16 protein-coding genes are annotated in these 18110 nt (G+C 64.4%); 4 read left to right on the top strand and 12 right to left on the bottom strand.

Features of this window, described 5'->3' with window-relative positions:
- Positions 1–158 precede the first annotated feature (158 nt).
- Positions 159–1952 (top strand): potassium/proton antiporter, encoded by a 1794-nt coding sequence (locus tag OZ411_RS34070; protein WP_282531442.1) that lies wholly within the window; start codon positions 159–161, stop codon positions 1950–1952.
- A gap of 313 nt (positions 1953–2265) precedes the next feature.
- Here OZ411_RS34070 and OZ411_RS34065 read toward each other — a convergent pair whose 3' ends face one another.
- Complete coding sequence (locus OZ411_RS34065; RefSeq protein ID WP_282531441.1) at positions 2266–3063, bottom strand: hypothetical protein; 798 nt, start codon at positions 3061–3063, stop codon at positions 2266–2268.
- 253 nt (positions 3064–3316) lie between these two features.
- On the opposite strand from OZ411_RS34065, the gene OZ411_RS34060 reads away from it, so the two are divergent.
- The gene (locus OZ411_RS34060) at positions 3317–3571 is read left to right on the top strand and encodes a PepSY domain-containing protein (protein WP_282531461.1); all 255 of its coding nucleotides are present in this window, start codon (positions 3317–3319) and stop codon (positions 3569–3571) included.
- 181 nt (positions 3572–3752) lie between these two features.
- Here OZ411_RS34060 and modC read toward each other — a convergent pair whose 3' ends face one another.
- The 7 genes from modC to OZ411_RS34025 all read right to left on the bottom strand — a co-directional run bounded on the left by modC (position 3753) and on the right by OZ411_RS34025 (position 9243).
- The gene (modC, locus tag OZ411_RS34055) at positions 3753–4424 is read right to left on the bottom strand and encodes a molybdenum ABC transporter ATP-binding protein (protein ID WP_130584045.1); all 672 of its coding nucleotides are present in this window, start codon (positions 4422–4424) and stop codon (positions 3753–3755) included.
- 2 nt (positions 4425–4426) lie between these two features.
- Complete coding sequence (gene modB, locus OZ411_RS34050; RefSeq protein WP_282531440.1) at positions 4427–5122, bottom strand: molybdate ABC transporter permease subunit; 696 nt, start codon at positions 5120–5122, stop codon at positions 4427–4429.
- Positions 5123–5160: 38 nt separating this feature from the next.
- Positions 5161–5946: a molybdate ABC transporter substrate-binding protein gene (gene modA / locus OZ411_RS34045; protein ID WP_130584043.1), complete on the bottom strand. Its 786-nt coding sequence runs from the start codon at positions 5944–5946 to the stop codon at positions 5161–5163.
- A gap of 291 nt (positions 5947–6237) precedes the next feature.
- Complete coding sequence (locus OZ411_RS34040) at positions 6238–6744, bottom strand: hypothetical protein (protein WP_282531439.1); 507 nt, start codon at positions 6742–6744, stop codon at positions 6238–6240.
- 2 nt (positions 6745–6746) lie between these two features.
- A complete protein-coding gene (locus OZ411_RS34035; RefSeq protein ID WP_282531460.1) occupies positions 6747–6956 on the bottom strand; it encodes a TOBE domain-containing protein in 210 nt (69 codons plus the stop codon).
- A gap of 164 nt (positions 6957–7120) precedes the next feature.
- A complete protein-coding gene (gene mepA, locus OZ411_RS34030; RefSeq protein WP_282531438.1) occupies positions 7121–8068 on the bottom strand; it encodes a penicillin-insensitive murein endopeptidase in 948 nt (315 codons plus the stop codon).
- Between the two features lie 182 nt (positions 8069–8250).
- Positions 8251–9243 (bottom strand): tripartite tricarboxylate transporter substrate binding protein, encoded by a 993-nt coding sequence (locus tag OZ411_RS34025; protein ID WP_282531437.1) that lies wholly within the window; start codon positions 9241–9243, stop codon positions 8251–8253.
- A gap of 462 nt (positions 9244–9705) precedes the next feature.
- Here OZ411_RS34025 and OZ411_RS34020 point away from each other — a divergent pair, with 462 nt between their 5' ends.
- Entirely contained in the window at positions 9706–11922 is a 2217-nt protein-coding gene (locus OZ411_RS34020) for an EAL domain-containing protein (RefSeq protein WP_282531436.1), read from the top strand.
- A gap of 183 nt (positions 11923–12105) precedes the next feature.
- Here the strand turns inward: OZ411_RS34020 and OZ411_RS34015 are convergent, their stop codons facing one another.
- The 4 genes from OZ411_RS34015 to lepA form a co-directional block, all read right to left on the bottom strand.
- Positions 12106–13278 carry an acyl-CoA dehydrogenase family protein gene (locus tag OZ411_RS34015; RefSeq protein ID WP_282531435.1) on the bottom strand — a complete coding sequence of 391 codons (1173 nt, stop codon included), beginning with the start codon at positions 13276–13278 and terminating at the stop codon, positions 12106–12108.
- A 92-nt stretch (positions 13279–13370) separates the two neighbouring features.
- Entirely contained in the window at positions 13371–13700 is a 330-nt protein-coding gene (locus tag OZ411_RS34010; RefSeq protein ID WP_282531434.1) for a type II toxin-antitoxin system PemK/MazF family toxin, read from the bottom strand.
- Positions 13697–13933 (bottom strand): antitoxin MazE family protein, encoded by a 237-nt coding sequence (locus tag OZ411_RS34005; RefSeq protein WP_282531433.1) that lies wholly within the window; start codon positions 13931–13933, stop codon positions 13697–13699. Before OZ411_RS34005 ends, OZ411_RS34010 begins: the two co-directional genes overlap by 4 nt.
- A 48-nt stretch (positions 13934–13981) precedes the next feature.
- Positions 13982–15793, bottom strand: coding sequence for a translation elongation factor 4 (gene lepA / locus OZ411_RS34000; RefSeq protein WP_130583046.1), 1812 nt, complete (start codon positions 15791–15793; stop codon positions 13982–13984).
- A 272-nt stretch (positions 15794–16065) separates the two neighbouring features.
- On the opposite strand from lepA, the gene OZ411_RS33995 reads away from it, so the two are divergent.
- On the top strand, positions 16066–17688 hold the full coding sequence (locus OZ411_RS33995; protein WP_282531432.1) for a glycosyltransferase family 39 protein: 1623 nt from the start codon (positions 16066–16068) through the stop codon (positions 17686–17688).
- Positions 17689–18110: the final 422 nt, after the last annotated feature.

The following is an 18110-nucleotide window of genomic DNA, read 5'->3' as shown; positions in this document are numbered from 1 at the left end:
ATCCCACAAACGCGACGCACGGACCATCGCCACAACGGGAGGGCGAAGTGAGGTTGGGTGTAAAACCAGAAGTCTGACGCCATGTTCAGAAAATGGGTTGGCGTCGAACTGTGGCGACGGTAAGGATGCATTGCAACCCTTCTCCTTCCTTACGGCGTATGGCTTCTCTCGATCAGGTCAGCATAGCCATCCTGCTTGGCGCAGTTCTCGTGATGGCCGGCATCCTGTCGAGCCTTTTGGCGCTGCGCTTTGGCGCCCCCCTGCTGCTGGTCTTCCTCCTGATCGGCATGCTCGCGGGCGATGCCGGTCCCGGCCATCTGCAGTTCGACGACGTCCGCACCACCTATCTGGTGGGCTCGGTGGCGCTGGCGCTGATCCTGTTCGACGGCGGACTACGCACGCGCTTCCAGAGCATCCGTGCCGTGCTGGCGCCCTCGATGGTGCTCGCGACCGCCGGCGTGCTGTTGACCGCGCTGGTCACGGCGCCGGTGGCCAAATATATGCTCGACCTCTCCTGGACCGAGGCGCTGCTGGTCGGGGCCGTGGTGGCCTCGACCGACGCCGCGGCGGTATTCCTGCTGGTCCACACCCAGGGGTTGCGCCTGCGCCCGCGTGTCGGCGCCACGCTGGAGGCCGAAAGCGGCACCAACGATCCGTTCGCGATCTTCCTGACGCTGATGCTGGTGGAGTTCATCTCGCTTGGGGAAAGCTCGGCGTCGCACGTCATCCTGGAGTTCGCCCGCGAGGCCGTGCTTGGGGCGATCGTGGGCGTGATCGGCGGCCGGCTGGTCGTGATCGCCATGAACCGCGTCGCTCTGCCGCAGGGCCTGCACGCGCCGTTCGTGACCACGGCGGCGCTGGTGATCTTCGGCGCGGCGCAGATCGCCCATGCCTCCGGCTTCCTCGCCGTCTATCTCGCAGGCATCATCATCGGCAACCGGCCGACGCGCGCGCACAGCTCGGTGGTCGCGTTCCTCGACGCCGCCACCTGGCTCGCGCAGATCGTGATGTTCGTGCTGCTTGGGCTTCTGGTATCGCCGCATCGCGTGCTCAGCAGCCTGGGTGCTTCAGTCGTGGTGGCGCTGGCGCTGATGCTGCTGGCGCGGCCGCTTGCGGTATTCGCCTGCATGGCGCCGTTCCGCTTCAACTGGCGGGAGAAGCTGTTCATCGCCTGGACCGGGCTGCGCGGCGCGGTTGCGATCTTCCTCGCCTCGATCCCGATGCTGGTGGGCCTGTCGAAGGCCTATCTCTATTTCGATGTCGCCTTTGTCGTCGTCATCATCTCGCTTTTGCTGCAGGGCTGGACCCTGGCGCCGGCGGCGCGTCGGCTGCACGTGGCGCTGCCGCGTGTCGACCGTGGCCCGCGGCGCGTCGAATTGGACCTGCCCGGCCAGCTCGAGCAGCAACTGGTCGGCTATCCCGTCGGTGCGAAAAGCCTGTTTTTCCGCCGTGGATTGCTGCCGTCCTGGTCGAAGCCGACGCTGGTGATCCGCGACGAGAACATCCTCTCCCCCGCTGAGGCCGACCCGATCGCACCCGGCGACTACCTCTATCTGCTGGCGCCGCCGGAGCGGGCGGAAGCGCTCGACCGCTTCTTCGTCGACATGCCCCCGGGCACCGCGCCGGATCCGCATCTGCTCGGCGACTTCGTGGTCTCCGGCGAACATACGCTCGGCGAGCTTGCCGAGATCTACGGCGTGACCGTCGACGAGGACCAGAAGAAGCTGACGCTGTCGGATTATTTCGACATCCATCTCGACCGCGCGCCGAAGGAAGGCGCGGAGCTCGCGCTGGACAGCATTGTCTTGGTCGCGCGCAGCCTCGGCGGCGGCAGGGTCAATGTCGTCGGCCTGCGCCTGCCGGAGGACGAGGAGCCGGCCGTGCCGCCGACCCGGCTGCAGCAGTTCAAGCGCAAGCTCGCCGGGATCTGGTCATCAGTCGCGGGAGTTTAGGGCCTCGCGTCAAAACGGCGTAGCCCGGGTGGAGCGCCAGCGTAACCCGGGTCGTCTCCCATCAACGAGCTGTCCCGAGTTACGCTGACGCTCCACTCGGGCTACGCGGCTGTTTGACGTTTGAATCCGAACCTCTCTCCACGTCGTCCCGGGCTTGACCCGGGACCCATAACCACAGGCTTCGGTGTGTGCTTCGCTGCAACCGCTTGCTCGCGCCGCAACACTTCCCTGTGGTTATGGGTCCCCGCTTTCGCGCGCCTTCGCGGGGACGACAGTCGTAGGCTGGGCAGGGTCTATTTTCTAAGGAAAGGTCTCATCTCCTGAGGGAGCTCGCATCGTTTGCGAACGTCCTGATCAGCTCGCTGAGGTCATCGTCTGCCGATGTGATCCTGTCGTTTCCATGTTCCGGATTTGGCTCGATACGAATCTCGGGGGCGCTCTGGATGCGCGGGGCGATGGCGGCTGCCCTGGTGCTGCGGACATCGTTCGCCGCGGGCGGCACCACCGCCACCTTCGGCGCGTGGATTTTCGGTAGGCTGCGGCCCGGCTCGATCCGCGCGGGCGGTGACTTCGGCTCCTGATTTGCATCGACCGATGGCTCATGCACTTCGGGCTGTGCCGCCGGCGCGGATTCCTTTCGTGCGGCTTTCGCGATGATTTCGTTGACGATCGCGCCGAGGCGGCCCTTGTCGGGCTGGGCGAGATAGCTATTGGCGAATTCATCGACATGGTGCTGGCCGTAGTCGGACAGCACCGCGGCCAGTCGCGCCAGATCGGGATCGCTCTCGACCAGGCGGCGCCACACTTCCTTGTCGTAAGCGGAGGCGTCGGCGCTCGAGGTCGTTTGCGGTGCCGGCAAGGCGGGAGGTTCCGCAGTGATCGGAACATTTTCCGCGTGGGCCGGAGGCGCCTCGACAAGTGCTGCAGCCGGCTCTGGACTCGCATCGAGGGCGGCGACGGCCGCCGCCTTCTCCGCCTTTCGCCGCTTCCGCTCGGCGACCTGCAGCGACACGAGGCCAATGCCCATCAACAGAAAGCCGAGAGCGGCCCAGGCCACCGTGAGGCACAGGACGAATCCTGCGAGCAGCAAAACCCAACCAGCAATACGCATGGCACGCCTTTCTTCCGGCAACAATTTGGCGCGGTCGGGCCGATTTGGCAAATCGACAAGCTTTGTCCTTAAAGCAAACGAATCCGTGATCGAAGCAACCCGCGCCGCGAGGAAACCGTCCCATTGTCGCCAATTGGCAGCCAACAAGCGGTCGCAACCGCTGCTGATCACCCAGTTTCGCTGTGAAATGGGAACCAATACGCCTCGAGGGCTGTTGGTGCCTGCCGTAACGAACCTTCACCAGGAGTGGCCCATGCGAAAATTCATCCTCCCGATGGTTGCGGTTATGACCCTTGGGATTGCGACACAGGCCAAGGCTTATGATTCTGGCGATCTCATATCGATGCAGAGAGCACTGGCGATCGCGACCGATCTCGGTCTCGTAGCGGTGTCTCACACTGAATTTGCCGGCTATGAATGGCAAATCGAGGGGCGGGATATCGAAGGCCGATACATGGAAGTTGATGTCGACGCCCGCACCGGTGAAGTACTCAACGTCGACCGATAAACCTGCGAGGTGCTGCTCGATGCGCCCTCGCCCCCTTGTGGGAGAGGGCTACTCCGGCGTCGGCACGAACGCGCTTGGGTGAGGGGTCTCTCTCCACGCGCACCGTGCCCGCGGCGACGACCCTTCATCCGGCGCTTCGCGCCACCTTCTCCCACAAGGGGAGAAGGGAAGGTGGCCGAAATCACTTCGGGCTTCCCGTCAGCACCTTCACGCCGCCGAACGCAGTCACCTCGCCACGACGCAGCATCACGATCTGGGTCGCGAGTTGGCGCAGTTCGGCGGCGTCGTGGCTGACATAGACCATGGGTATGCCTTCGTCGCGCAGCCGGATCAGATAAGGGAGGATCTCCACCTTCCGCCCTTCGTCCAGTGAGCCGAGCGGCTCGTCGAGCAGCAACAGGCGCGGCTTCGACAACAGCGCGCGTCCGAGCGCGACGCGCTGGCGCTCGCCGCCGGAAAGTTTTCCAGGACGGCGATCCATGAGATGGCCGATGTCGAGCAGGTCGGTGACGCGGCTGTGCTGCGCCGGATCATCCGGCAGGCGGTTCATGCGCCGCCCGTAATCGAGGTTCTGCCGCACGTCGAGATGCGGGAACAGCCGCGCGTCCTGAAACACATAGCCGATGCGGCGCCGGTAGGGCGGCACATGCACGCGCGCCTCGGTGTCGTCAAGCGTCTCGCCATCGAGCGAGATGATGCCGCGGTCGGGCTTCAGCAGTCCCGCGATCATGTTGATCAGCGAGGTCTTGCCGGCGCCCGACGCGCCGAACAGGCCGGTGACGCGGCCTTCACTGGTGAAGGTAGCCGAAAGCGTGAATTCGCCAAGGTGCTTGGTGACGTCGACGCGCAGCATGGTCAGTTTCCGTGCAGCCGCTTCGTCGCGCGCCGTGCGAACCACTCCGATGCAACAAGCGCGCTCATCGCGATCACGATGGAGATGATGACGAGCCGCGCCGCCGCAAGGTCGCCCTCGGGCGTCTGGATCAGCGAATAGATCGCTGACGAGATGGTCTGGGTCTCGCCCGGGATGTTGGAGACGAAGGTGATGGTCGCGCCGAACTCGCCGATCGCCTTGGCGAAGCCGAGCACCATGCCGGCGAGCACGCCCGGCAGCGCCAAGGGCAAGGTCACGGTCAGGAACACCTGCCAGGGCGCCGCGCCCAGCGTTCCCGCCGCCTGCTCCAGTCGCCGGTCGACGGCCTCGATCGAAAGCCGGATCGGTCGCACCAGCAATGGAAAGGCCATCACGCCGCAGGCGAGCGCCGCACCGGTCCAGCGGAAGGCGAAGACGATGCCGAGATGATCGGCAAGCCATGCCCCGAGAAAGCCGCGGCGGCCGAGCGCGAGCAGCAGGAGATAGCCGGTGACAACGGGCGGCAGCACCAGCGGCAGGTGCACGAGCGCATCGAGCACCGACTTGCCCCAGAAGTCACGGCGCGCCAGCAGCCATGCCAGCGCGATCCCCAGGGGGGTCGCGACCAGCGTTGCGACGATGGCGACCCGCAGCGACAGCAGGATCGCCGTCCACTCGGTCGGCGAAATCTCGAACACGTGAGCTCAGATCATGCTTCCACTTTTCCGGATCATGCTCAGGTCGTCGGCGTGATCAGGAACTTGAAGCCGTACTTCTCGAGGATGGTCTTTGCCGCCGACGATTTCAGGAAGTTGAGGTACTCGGTGGTCTCGGGCTTCGCCGTCGTCGTCGCCGCGACCGGATAGATGATCGCGGGATGGCTGTCGGCGGGGAAGGTGCCGACGATCTTGACGCCGGGCTCCACCTTGGCGTCGGTCGAATAGACGATGCCGAGCACGGCCTCGCCGCGGGCAACCAGCGTCAGTGCCGCGCGCACGCTTTCGGCCATCGCGAATTTCGGCTCGGCTGCCTGCCAGGCGCCAAGCTTCTCCAGCGCAGCCTTGGCATATTTGCCGACCGGCACGGCCTTGACGTCGCCGGTCGCGATCCTGCCGTCGCCGGCAAGTTTTGCGAGATCAAAGCCGGCGCCGATATTGACGTTGTCGATCTTGGAGTCCTTCGGCGCGATCAGCACGATGCTGTTGCCGAGCAGATTGACCCGCGTCGCCTCGTTGATGTTCTTCTGCTTGATCGCGTAGTCCATCCAGTCGGTGTCGGCGGAGACGAACACGTCGGCCGGCGCGCCCTGCTCGATCTGCTTTGCCAATGCCGAACTGGCGGCATAGCTCGCATTGACCTTGACGCCGGTCTTGGCGGTGTAGGCGGCATCGATGTCGTCGAGCGCGTTCTTCATCGAGGCGGCCGCGAACACGGTCAAGGTCTTTTCCTGCGCACTCGCAGGTAAGGCGGCTGAAGACAGCACAAGGACAAAGGCGGCGACAATTCCGGCAAGGCGGTTCATGGCAGGCGCTCCATCACGTCCACATGCGCGCGGACCGCGCGCGCACTTCGGGCGTTGGTTGAATCGGTGTGGTCCGCGACAGACGGAAGCGCCGTTCCGAGGAGCCCCGAGGCTTACGGCCGCCGGGGATATCGCGGTGGGAACATAACAGGCTGGTCGCGTGGGTAAAGGCGACCGTTTGTCTAGAGCTGGATAACTTTTCCTGGAAAAGCCATCCAGCTCCAGCTCTTTGTTTGGGCATGATCTTTTCGGAAAACCGGTCTCCACTTTTCCGGATCATGCCGTTGCCCGTCATTCGCTCGGCAATATCGCGATCGAGATCGAATTCTCTTTGGCCCCGCTGATCTGCAGCACGAACGGGCTCGCAGAAAGCTCGAATTTTACCGTCTTGCGGATACCGTCGCAGTCGGTGGCGCCGCTGAATGCCTTGGGCTTGAGGAAATGGCCATCCTGCACCACGTCCAGCCAGGCACCGGACGACAGGCTGATCGTGTAAAGGCCGGCCTTGGGCGCATTCTTGAAGCTGGTGAAGCCGGCAAAGGTGCCGTCCTTCGGTGCCCGTTCCGGCGGCGTCGGCAGTTTTGCATCTGCCGGCGCCACCAGGGTCAGCGTGAATCCGCTTGCGGGCAATGCCGCAAACTCGTTGCCCGATGTCAATTTGGCGCGATCCGGCGCGGTCAGCGCGGCACGCTCGCGATCGATCGGCCATTTGAACTTGTCACAACCACTCGGTTCTTCCGCCGCAAGAGCGGGAACGGCACCGAGCAACAGCAACGAGGCAATGAGGAGTCTGCGCATGATCAATCCACTGCTATCATGACATCTGAAGCTTTGATGACAACGATGACCTTGTCGCCAGCCTTGATGCCCAGATCATCGACGGCTTCATTGGTGATGGAGGATGTCACGACCTGGCCGCCGCCGATGTCGACGCGGACATGAGAGGTGGTCGCACCCTTCTTCACGTCAACGACGGCACCCTTGATCTGGTTACGTGCACTGATGCGCATCATCAATCCTTCAATGTTGATCATCCCGTGTGTGACGACGGCCTGCATCGACAGATTGGGATGAAACAGGATCAGCAGCCCTGACCCGAGGTTTTATCGCGCTTACGGAGCGACTCCTCTACTTTAGCGCACCTTGCGGTCGAATGAAAACACCATTGCGCTGATCACGGTTTCGCGTCCGGTGCATTCAGCACCGCTTTGCAGGCGGCCGGCATTTGCGCCAGCGTCATCGGCGGCTTCGGCTTTGGCGGTATCAGCGGCGGTTTCGGATGCAGCACCGCATCGGAGAACCAGAAGGCGAAGTCGGAAGGGTTGCAGCCTTCATCCTCCGACTGCGACGGCTGGCCCTCGCATTCGGTGGCGCCGGCCGGGCAGCGCATGCGGATGTGGAAGTGATAGTCGTGGCCCCACCACGGCCTGATCTTGGCGAGCCAGCTACGGTCGCCCTTGGCCTCGCGGCAGAGCGCCTTCTTGATCGCGGCGTTGACGAAGATTCGCTGCACGCCCGGCTCCTGCGCGGCGTCGCGCAGCACCAGCACATGGCCAGGGGTGAACACTTTGGGATCGATATCGAGCCGGTCCGGCCGCACCATCATCACCGCCGACATGTCCTCGCGGTCCTCGCGCGACAGCCTGCGGTCGGGCATCGGTGTCAGCCAGACGTCGGCATCCAAACCGATCTGGTGACTGGCATGGCCGCTCAAGGCGGGCCCGCCGCGCGGCTGCGCGATGTCGCCGACCAGGATGCCCGGCCAGCCGGCATCCTTGTGCGCCCTGACCGACAGCCGCTTCAGCAGCGCGATCATACCGGGATAGCCCCAGTTGCGGTTGCGCGACAGCCGCATCACCTGCCAAGTCTCGCCGTTGATCGGCATCTGCGCCGCGCCGGCGAGGCAGCCTTTGGAATAGGAGCCGATCACCCGCGTCGGCGTCGCCGTCGGCAGCACCTTGCGCGCGAACAATTCCTTGGCGCCGAGCTTGGGATCGTTGGGATTGGCGAGCGGCGGCAGCGGCTTCGGATTGACCGAGCCTCTGTCCTGCGCCGACGCGGCGTCGGCACCAAGCGATAGAGCTGCAAGAATCAGCAGGGTCAATATCGGGCGGGACGTCATGGGATTCACTCGAAGGGCAGTCAGCGTAACATGGATTCGACGTTCCGCGAGCCGCTGTGACATCGCAATTGGTTGATCTCCAGCACGAACAGGCACGTGATGAACTTCAATGGAGTAGCAGCCACCATGAACCCTGCGCTCCCTCTCTCGCTTGCGGGAGAAGTGGAAAAAATTCGCCAGCCTCACTGCATCTCGATGTTGGCCGACTTGATCACCGTGCCCCAGCGGTCGACCTCGCTGCGCAGATATTTGGCCGTCCGCTCCACCGAGCCGCCATAGATTTCCGCGGAGAGCTTTCGGAAGTTGGCCTGGATATCGGGCCGGGCCAGCACTTCGTTGATGTCGGCATTGATCTTCTCGACGATTGCCTTCGGCGTCCCGGGCGGGGCCACGATCGCGTACCAGGCGACCGCTTCGAAGCCCGGCAGCGTTTCGGCGATCGTCGGTACGTTGGGCATGGATGGCAACCGTTTGGGCGAGGCCACCGCCAGCAGCTTGAGCTTGCCGGCCGTCACCAGCGGCAGCGTGACGCCGAGATTGTCGAACATCAGGTCGACGTCGCCGGCGAGCAGGCCCTGCAGCGCCGGCACGGTGCTGCGATAGGGGATCTGGCGCAGCTTCACCTTCGCCATCGTCTCGAACAGTTCGGAGCTCAGATGCGACGTGGTCCCGCTGCCGAGCGTGGCGGCTGTGAGCCCATCGGGGTTTGCGCGCAGATGATCGATCAACTCCGCCACGCTGGATGCCTTTATGCCGTTGGGGCGGACGAAGATCGCGTTCGGCACCTGCGCCATCACGATGATCGGTTCGAACTTCGCCGGATCAAAGCCGAGCTTCCGATAAAGATTCTGGTTGATGACGAGCGGCGGCGGCGGCGCGGAGAGCAGGGTGTAGCCGTCGGGGGCGGCATTGTAGACCTCCTCGGCCCCGACATTTCCGGCTGAGCCGGTCTTGTTCTCGATCACGATCGGCTGGCCCCATTTGCGCGACAGCCAATCTGCCACCAGCCGCGGGACCGCGTCCGCCGTGCCGCCGGCGGAGAATGGCACGACGATCCTGACGGTGCGGTCCGGATAGTCTCCGGCAATGCCGGGACCAGATGTCAGCAGCAGCGCCAGCGTCGCCGCCAAGAGAGTGCTGATGGTGAGAGATCGATTGTGCGTGCCCTGGCGCATCGGGTCCCCTCCCCGAGGCGATGCTCGCGCCTCGTCCGCCGTCTGCAACTTGGCGTCCCCTGCGATGGAGGATAGCCCGAACCGGCAGGCGGCCGAAGCCTTTTTGGCGACAGCAGATGTCGCGCCGCCTCATGATTGGTTCGATGCAGGCTCGCGGCTTAACCGGGCACTAACCCTGCCGCGCAATGACGCAATTTCGTGCGAAATACGCGCCATTGGTGCGTCCGCAGCATCGCTACCCGGATCGCGGGAAAATTGGCTCCGCGCGCTTGGTTGATTTGCCCGTTGGATTTGCTTTTCAGCCCCTCCGAGCCGTCCGCCGGTATTCAGGGATGCGGAAGTCCGCCTCCTAAACGGGCAGCTCGGAGTTCGGCTCCATTCTGGGAACCGGCGGAATATACCATTTTTTCAGACACTTATCGGAGAAGCATGCTCGACGGGAGTGCGTGTGGCGGAAAGTCGATGCCGAAGATGCGGCCAAGAACGGCTAAGAAACTGAAGCGCAAGGTGGCGGCGAGAATTCCCGGCCGTCCCGTCAAACCCGATCCGAAGCTTTCAGGCGGCCGGCGGCGCGTTCCATCCGAGATCGGCGAGATCGTGCGCAAGCGCGCCGAGACTGAAGCGGCGATTGCGGATGCGCGCCGCTCCAACGAGCGCCTGCGCGAGGCGATCGACATCCTGCCGCAGGGCATCGTCTTCCTCGACGCCGAAGGCCGCTACATCCTCTGGAACAAGAAATATGCCGAGATCTATCGCCGCAGCTCCGACCAGTTCGAGCACGGCGCGCGGCTGCAGGACACGCTCCGGGTCGGCGTCGCGCGCGGCGATTACCCCGAGGCAATCGGCCGCGAGGAGGCGTGGATCGCCGAGCGGCTGAAGAAGCTCTATCAGCCCGGCGAGCGGCATGAGCAGAAGCTTGCCGACGGCCGCGTCGTCCTGATCGAGGAGCGGCTGACGTCGGATGGCGGCGTCGTCGGCCTGCGCGTCGACATCACCGAATTGAAGCAGCGCGAAGCGTCGTTCCGCCTGCTGTTCGACGGCAATCCGGTGCCGATGATCCTCTGCTCGCTCGACGGCGAGCGCATCCTTTCCGTCAACGATGCCGCGGCCGAGCACTATGGCTTCAGCCGCGCCGAATTCGAGAAACTGACCATCCGCAGCCTGCAGGCATTCGATACCGAACTGCCGTGGATCGGCGGCCGCGACGGCGACGAGCAGGCGGCGCGGACCTGGAAGCATGTGCGGGCCGACGGCACGCTGATCGATCTTGCGATCTATTCGCGCGAATTGATGCATGGCGACCAGCCCGCGGTGCTGCTGGCGCTGATGGACATGACCGAGCGCAAGCGCGCCGAGGCGCGGCTTGCCTTCATGGCCCAGCATGACGGCCTCACGGCGCTACCCAATCGCAATCTGTTGCGCCAGCAGATGGACGACATGCTGCTGCACACCCGCCGCAGCGCCGAGAAGGTCGCGGTGCTGGTGCTCGGCCTCGACAATTTCAAGGCCGTCAACGATACGCTCGGCCATGGCGTCGGCGACAAGCTGTTGCGCGGGGTCGCAAAGCGCCTGCGCTCAACCTTGCGCGAGGAAGATGCGCTGGCCCGCCTCAACTCCGATGAGTTCGCGATCGTCCAGAGCGGCGTGTCGCGTCCGGAGGACGCGGTGCTGCTCGCGAAGCGGCTGTTGGAAGCGATCGGCGAACCCTATCTGCTCGACGGCCATTCCATCGTGATCGGCGCCAGCATCGGCATTGCGATGTCGCCCGGCGACGGCGATGAATCCGAGAAGCTCTTGAAGAGCGCCGACATGGCGCTGTCGCGCGCCAAGAGCGAATTCCGCGGCACTTTCTCCTTCTTCGAGGCCGAGATGGACGCGCGCGCCCAGACCCGCCGCAAGATCGAGATGGATCTGCGCGATGCGATCCAGAACGATGGCTTGCGGCCGTTCTACCAGCCGCTGGTCGATCTTTCGAGCGGCCGCATCACCGGCTTCGAGGCGCTGGTGCGCTGGCCGCATCCCGAGCGCGGCATGATCTCGCCTGGCGAGTTCATCCCCGTTGCGGAAGAGACCGGCCTGATCAATCCGCTCGGCGGCTTGATGCTGCGGCGCGCCTGCATGGATGCGGCGCATTGGCCCGACGATGTCCGCGTCGCGGTCAACCTGTCGCCGCTGCAATTCCGCACCGGCAATTTGTTGTCGCAAGTAACCGAAGCGCTGAAGCATTCCGGCCTGCCGGCGCGGCGGCTCGAGCTCGAGATCACCGAGACGCTGCTGCTGGAAAAGAGCAGCCAGGTGCTGGCCACACTGCACGCGCTGCGCTCGCTCGGCGTGCGCATCTCGATGGATGACTTCGGCACCGGCTATTCCAGCCTCAGCTATTTGCGCAGCTTCCCGTTCGACAAGATCAAGATCGACCAGTCCTTCGTGCGCGACCTCGGCTCCAATCGCGATGCGCAGGCGATCGTGCGTTCGATCATCAGCCTCGGCAAGGGCCTCGGCGTCACCATCACCGCCGAAGGCGTCGAGACCGAAGCCGAGCTGAGCTGCCTGCGCGCCGAAGGTTGCCACGAGGGCCAGGGCTTCCTGTTCAGCCGCGCCAGGCCCAATGCCGACATCGTCAGCCTGCTGCAGGCGCAGCGCGGCGAGACCGACGACGAAGCCGCGCTGGTGGCATGAACGGAATCGTAGGGTGGGCAAAGCGAAGCGTGCCCACCTTCACGAGCTGAGTGCTGATGGTGGGCACGCTACGCTTTGCCCACCCTACGCAGGTTTCAGCCGTCATTGCGAGCGAAGCGAAGCAATCCATTTCGCCGCTTGTGGAGGCATGGATTGCTTCGCTTCGCTCGCAATGACGGGTGCTCACCGCGTCGTCGGCGATCCCGCGAGATTCGCTGCGAGGATCGCGCGGCCGGCGTCCTCGTAATGAGTGTCGCGGGCCTGGATCTGCTGCGCGATCGCGTGCATGTCGCGGAAGCGGCGCTCGAACTTGTTGGCGGCGAACACGGCCGTGGCGCCGGCCATGTGATAGGCAGTATCGACCACGGATGCCGACTGATGGATGGTCCAGGTTGAGGCGACGCGCAGCGCCACGCGCTGGCCTTCGGTCAGCGGATGGCCGCGCTCGAGATCGCGCCAGACCTCTGCCGCGGTCGCATAGAGATAGGCGCGCGCCGCGCGTAGGCTCGCCTCGGTGCGCCCGATCAATCCCTGCACCGCATTGTTCTCGCGCATCGCCTTCAACCCTTGCGGTGTCTTGCCGCGCGAAAGCTCGATCGCCGCATCGAGCGTGGCCCGCGCGACGCCGAGCGCGGTCGCGGCAAAGCCCATGCCGAACACCATGTTGGTGGAAAGCTTGTACAGCGGGCCCTCTTCGCGCAAGGCCGAAGGATCGTCGCGCAGCGCGGCGAATTTCTCCCGGATGAACAGATTCTCCACCGAATAGGAATCGGTGCCGGTGCCCTTCAGCCCGATCACGTCCCAGACGTCGTGCATCGTGGCGCTCGCCGCCGGAAACAGGATGGTGCGGATTTCCACCGAGCCGTCCGCCTTCTTGCGCTGCGTGCCGTCCTGTTCGACCACGCGCACATGCGCGCCCAGCCAGCTCGCCTGCCGCGAGCCCGAGGCAAACTCCCAGCGCGCATTGGCGAGATAGCCTCCCGGCACCGCCTTCACCTCATGTGCGATCGCGCCCCAGGCCAAAATGCCCGGCGCGACATTGAAGATCTCGTTGGCCGCCTCAGGCTCGAGATAGGCCGCGGTCATCGCGCAGACGCTGCATTGGCCAAGGCACCAGGCGGTGGAGGCGTCGGCCTTGGCGACCTCCTCCTGCATCTGCATGAACGCTTCCAGCGTTGCCTCGCTGCCGCCGAATCGTTTCGGCAGCAGCGCCCTGTACAGCCCGTTGTCGACCAGCGCCGACGTCACCGCTGCCGTCAGCCGCCGCGTCCGCTCGATCTCGTCGGCATCTTTTGTGATCAACGGCGCCAGCGCGCGCGCCTTCTCGGCAAGATCGAATCCTTCCGGCTTGCTCATGCGTTTCCTCGCTGTTCTTGTTTTGTCGAGCGGGAACGCGATGGTGGCCTATCTGGTGGGGGAGGGCAAGGTGGGGAGGAGTGCGCTCCTGCCTATTGGGTGAGCCCGAGCACGACGAGAAGGGCGCGATCGAGCTGTTTGGACGTCTCGGAATCCAGATGACCAATGACCCGTCGAATCCGGTCGCTCCGCAGGGCAACCATCTTGTCGGTCATGATCTGAGACGGAAGCTTGAGGCCGTTCGATGGCTTTGCGTCTATGATAGGCCGTAGCGGCAGCTTTTCCTGAACATCCGACGTGATTGGGCAGATGAAGACCGTCGACAGGTGTTTATTGAACTCGTCAGCCTGGACGATGACGCCGGGCCGAGGCCGCCCCAACTCACTGGGAACGACGGCCAGGACGACGTCGCCGCGCTTCACTTCCAGCTATCCCAATCGTAGCCCGCTTCGATCCAATCGTTGATCGCCGCATCCTCCGGATGCCGTGCCATCAGTTTGGCCTGTCGGCGAAGGTCGGCACGGACCTTGGGATCACGCAGGTCGGGCACCCAATGCTGCACCGGACGCAGTCCCTGCGCGCGCAGGCGCTCGCGGCGCGCGGTCATGCGCTGCTGCGGTGTACGGGGCTTCGACTTCTTCGGGGTGGTGGCCATACTCCGTATCGTAACATGTTACGGACGAATTTCAATGGCCGGCGGGCCTCAGCTATCCACCTTCAGCGCGGCAATGAAAGCTTCCTGCGGGATGTCGACCTTGCCGAACTGCCGCATCTTCTTCTTGCCTTCCTTCTGCTTCTCCAGAAGTTTTCTCTTACGCGTGATGTCGCCGCCGTAGCACTTGGCGGTGACGTCCTTGCGCAGCGCGCGCACGGTTTCGCGGGCGATCACCTTGCCGCCGATCGCGGCCTGGATCGGGATCTGGAACATGTGCGGCGGGATCAGTTCCTTCATCTTCTCGACCATGGCGCGGCCGCGGCCCTCCGCGCGGGTGCGGTGCACCAGCATCGACAGCGCATCGACCGGCTCGCCATTGACCAGGATCTGCATCTTCACGAGATCGGCCGCCTTGTAGTCGGTCAGATGATAGTCGAACGAGGCGTAACCCTTGGAGACCGATTTCAGCCGGTCGTAGAAATCGAACACCACCTCGTTGAGCGGCAAATCGTATTTCACCATCGCGCGGCTGCCGACATAAGTCAGCTCCTTCTGCGCGCCGCGCCGGTCCTGGCAGAGTTTCAGCACGCTGCCGAGATATTCGTCCGGCGTGAGAATGGTGGCCTCGATCCAGGGCTCGTCGATCTCGGCAATCTTGACCACGTCGGGCATGTCGACGGGGTTGTGGATCTCGATCTCGCTGCCGTCGGTGAGCTTCATCTTGTAGATGACGCTCGGCGCGGTCGCGATCAGGTTGAGATCGAACTCGCGCGACAGCCGCTCCTGGATGATCTCCAGGTGCAACAGCCCGAGGAAGCCGCAGCGGAAGCCGAAGCCCAGCGCGGCCGAGGTCTCCATCTCGAACGAGAAACTGGCGTCGTTGAGCCTGAGCTTGCCCATCGCCGCGCGCAGGGTTTCGAAATCGTCAGCGTCGACCGGGAACAGGCCGCAGAACACCACCGGGACCGCCGGCTTGAAGCCCGGCAGCATCTCCTTCACCGGGTGGCGGTCGTCGGTGATGGTGTCGCCGACGCGCGTATCGGCGACTTCCTTGATCGCGGCGGTGATAAAGCCGATCTCGCCGGGGCCGAGTTCGTCCACCTGCTGCATCTTCGGCGTGAAGAAGCCGACGCGCTCGACGTCGTAGGCTGCGCCGGTGCCCATCATGCGGATGCGGCCACCCTTCTTCATCACGCCGTCGACGACGCGGATCAGGACGACCACACCGAGATAGACGTCGTACCAGCTATCGACCAAGAGCGCCTTCAACGTGGCATCCTTGTCGCCCTTCGGCGGCGGCAGCCGGGTGACGATGGCCTCCAGGACATCGGGCACGCCGAGGCCGGTCTTGGCCGAGATCATCACGGCGTCGGAGGCGTCGATGCCGATCACGTCCTCGATCTGCTGCTTGACCTTCTCGGGCTCGGCCGCGGGCAGGTCGACCTTGTTCAGGACCGGCACGATCTCGTGGTTGTTGTCGAGCGCCTGGTAGACATTGGCGAGCGTCTGCGCCTCGACGCCCTGGCTGGCGTCGACCACGAGCAGGGAACCTTCGCAGGCCGCCAGCGACCGCGAGACCTCGTAGGCGAAGTCGACATGGCCGGGCGTGTCCATCAGGTTGAAGATGTAATCCTTGCCGTCCTTGGCGCGGTATTTCAGCCGCACCGTCTGCGCCTTGATGGTGATGCCGCGCTCGCGCTCGATGTCCATGGAATCGAGCACCTGTTCCTTGCCCGCCATCTCGCGATCCGACAGGCCGCCGGTCATCTGGATCAGGCGGTCGGCCAGCGTCGATTTGCCATGGTCGATATGGGCGACAATGGAGAAGTTGCGGATGTTCGGAATAGGGACGGTCGTCATGGGGCGCGAGATAGCATTCGCGCCCCGAAGCGGCAACCACATTGCGGAATTTTGAGGCGGTTTCACCTCTCCCGCTTGCGGGGGAGGTCGGCGCGCCAGCGCCGGGTGGGGGCTCTCTCACCTGCAAGGAAGGCGTGAATCGCGACACCCTCGCCCCAGCCCTCCCGGAGCGAGCTTTGCTCGTCTCTTCCGCAAGCGGGAGAGGGAGCGCGGCATCGTTCCCTCACGCCAAGCTGATTTCATTCGCCCGCAAAACAGGCTAGGCAGGGGTGATGGCGACTGCATCAATCCTGCCCGCGGCGGCGCGCGCAAAACGGAAATTGTCGATCTCGCGCCTGGCGGCGTGGCTGGTGGCGCGCGCAACCGATCCCGTCACCGGATTATGGTTCGTCACCGGCTTTGCGCTCGCCCATGCCGTGCTGTGGACGCTGATCCTCGTCAATCTGAAGTCCGCGCAGGACATCCATATGGACGTCGCGGAGGCCTTTGCCTGGGGCCAGAAATTCCAGCTCGGCTATGGCAAGCATCCGCCGCTGTCCGGCTGGGTCGCCGGCCTCTGGTTCCGCATCTTCCCGGTGACCGATTGGGCGACCTACGCGCTGGCGATGGCGGTCATCGCCGTGAGCCTCGTCGTCTGCTGGCTGATCGCGCTCCGTGTCGTCGATCGCCGCCGCGCCTTCTTCGTCGTGGTGATGCTCGCGCTCTATCCGATCTTCAACTTCAAGGGCTACAAGTACAACGCGGACCTGCTGCAGCTTGCGACCCTGCCGCCGGTCGTGCTGGCCTATCTCTATGCGTTCGAGAAGCGCACCGCGATTTCGGGCATCTGGCTCGGCCTTGCCGGCGCGCTGGCGCTGATGACTAAATATTGGGTGCTGACCATGATCGGCGCCATCGGGCTGGCGGCGCTGATCCATCCCGAGCGGTTGCGCTTCCTGGCCTCGCCGGCGCCGTGGGTTGCGATCGCAACGCTGATCGTGGCGATGATTCCGCATATCGTCTGGCTGAGCGAGGCCCATTTCGCTCCGCTGACCTATGCCGGAGATGTCTATAGCATCGACAATCGCGCGGTCAGTCTGTACCTCGTGAACGGCTATATCGTCCACAATATCGGATTGCTCGCCGCCTGCATCGTGCTGGCGGCGCTGGCGCTCGGCTGGGGCGCGCTGGTGCGGCGGCCGTCGACCTTGTTCACGCGCAACTGGTCGCTTGGGCCGAATCCCGGCGTCAACCTCTCGCAGGCGCTCAACGTCTGGATCATCCAGATCATCGTCGCCATCGGGCCGCCGCTCGGCGCGCTGTTCTTCGAGATCTACATCAAGACCGACTGGGGCATCTCGCTGTTCTTCCTGACGCCGCTGGCGCTGGTCGCGATCCCCTGGCTGCGGATTCCCAAGATGGCGCTGTTTCGGATCAGCGCGATCTGGTTCGTGATCACCATTGCCATGCTGTTCGCGTCTCCGACCATCGCCGAGCGCGAACTCGCGGCCGATCCGAACAGCGTCGCGAAATACGGCGCGCGTGCCGAGCTTGCGCGCGAACTCGCCGAAGCCTGGCACCGCAAATTCGCCTCACGCTGGGCGGCGGTGGCCGGCACCACGGAGGTGATCATGCCGCTGGTGTTCTACAGCCCCGATCATCCGGCGCCGTTCACGCCGGGCGAGGTCTGGGGCGCGGGTCTCACCAGCGAAGCGGAAGCCAAGCGCCTCGGCTTCATCGGCGTGTTCGATCCCAATGACGGACGCTTGCCGGCGTTCGAGAGCTGGATCGCCAAGAACGCGCCGCACGCCGAGCGCCTGATCATGACCACGCGCCGCTTCGTCCACGGCCATCCCGGCCCCGCCGTAAGCTGGAAAGTCTACATCGCGCCGCCGGCGCCGGACGTCCCAAAGTGACGACCTCATCCCCGAGGAGCCGCGCCAGCGGCGTCTCGAGGGATGGGCCACGGACCACTTACTCTCCGTCATTCCGGGGCGCGACGAAGTCGCGAGCCCGGAATCCATTCCTCCACTTGTGCAGGCGGCGAAATGGATTCCGGGCTCATCGCTTTGCGATGCCCCGGAATGACAGCGGAGAAAAATTCGCCAGCGATTCCATGGTGATTTGCCCCGTCCAGCCCTCGCACAAAAAACATTCCGCTTTCGGCGTCGGGCAAATCAGTGATTTAACTCCGCGCGTCTCAGCGCGAATGAGGGGCGGATCGCGATCGTCACGAACGTTGCGGTGAGATGCGGTGGACGTGACGGGTGCGACTGACGAGCGCGCGCATCACGGACGGCGAAGTCGTGTGGTCCTGGCGCCCCGACGCTGGCGCTAA

It is taken from the genome of Bradyrhizobium sp. Arg237L, assembly GCF_029990105.1.
Taxonomy (GTDB): Bacteria; Pseudomonadota; Alphaproteobacteria; order Rhizobiales; family Xanthobacteraceae; genus Bradyrhizobium.
This window is presented reverse-complemented; position numbering and strand designations above follow the sequence as displayed.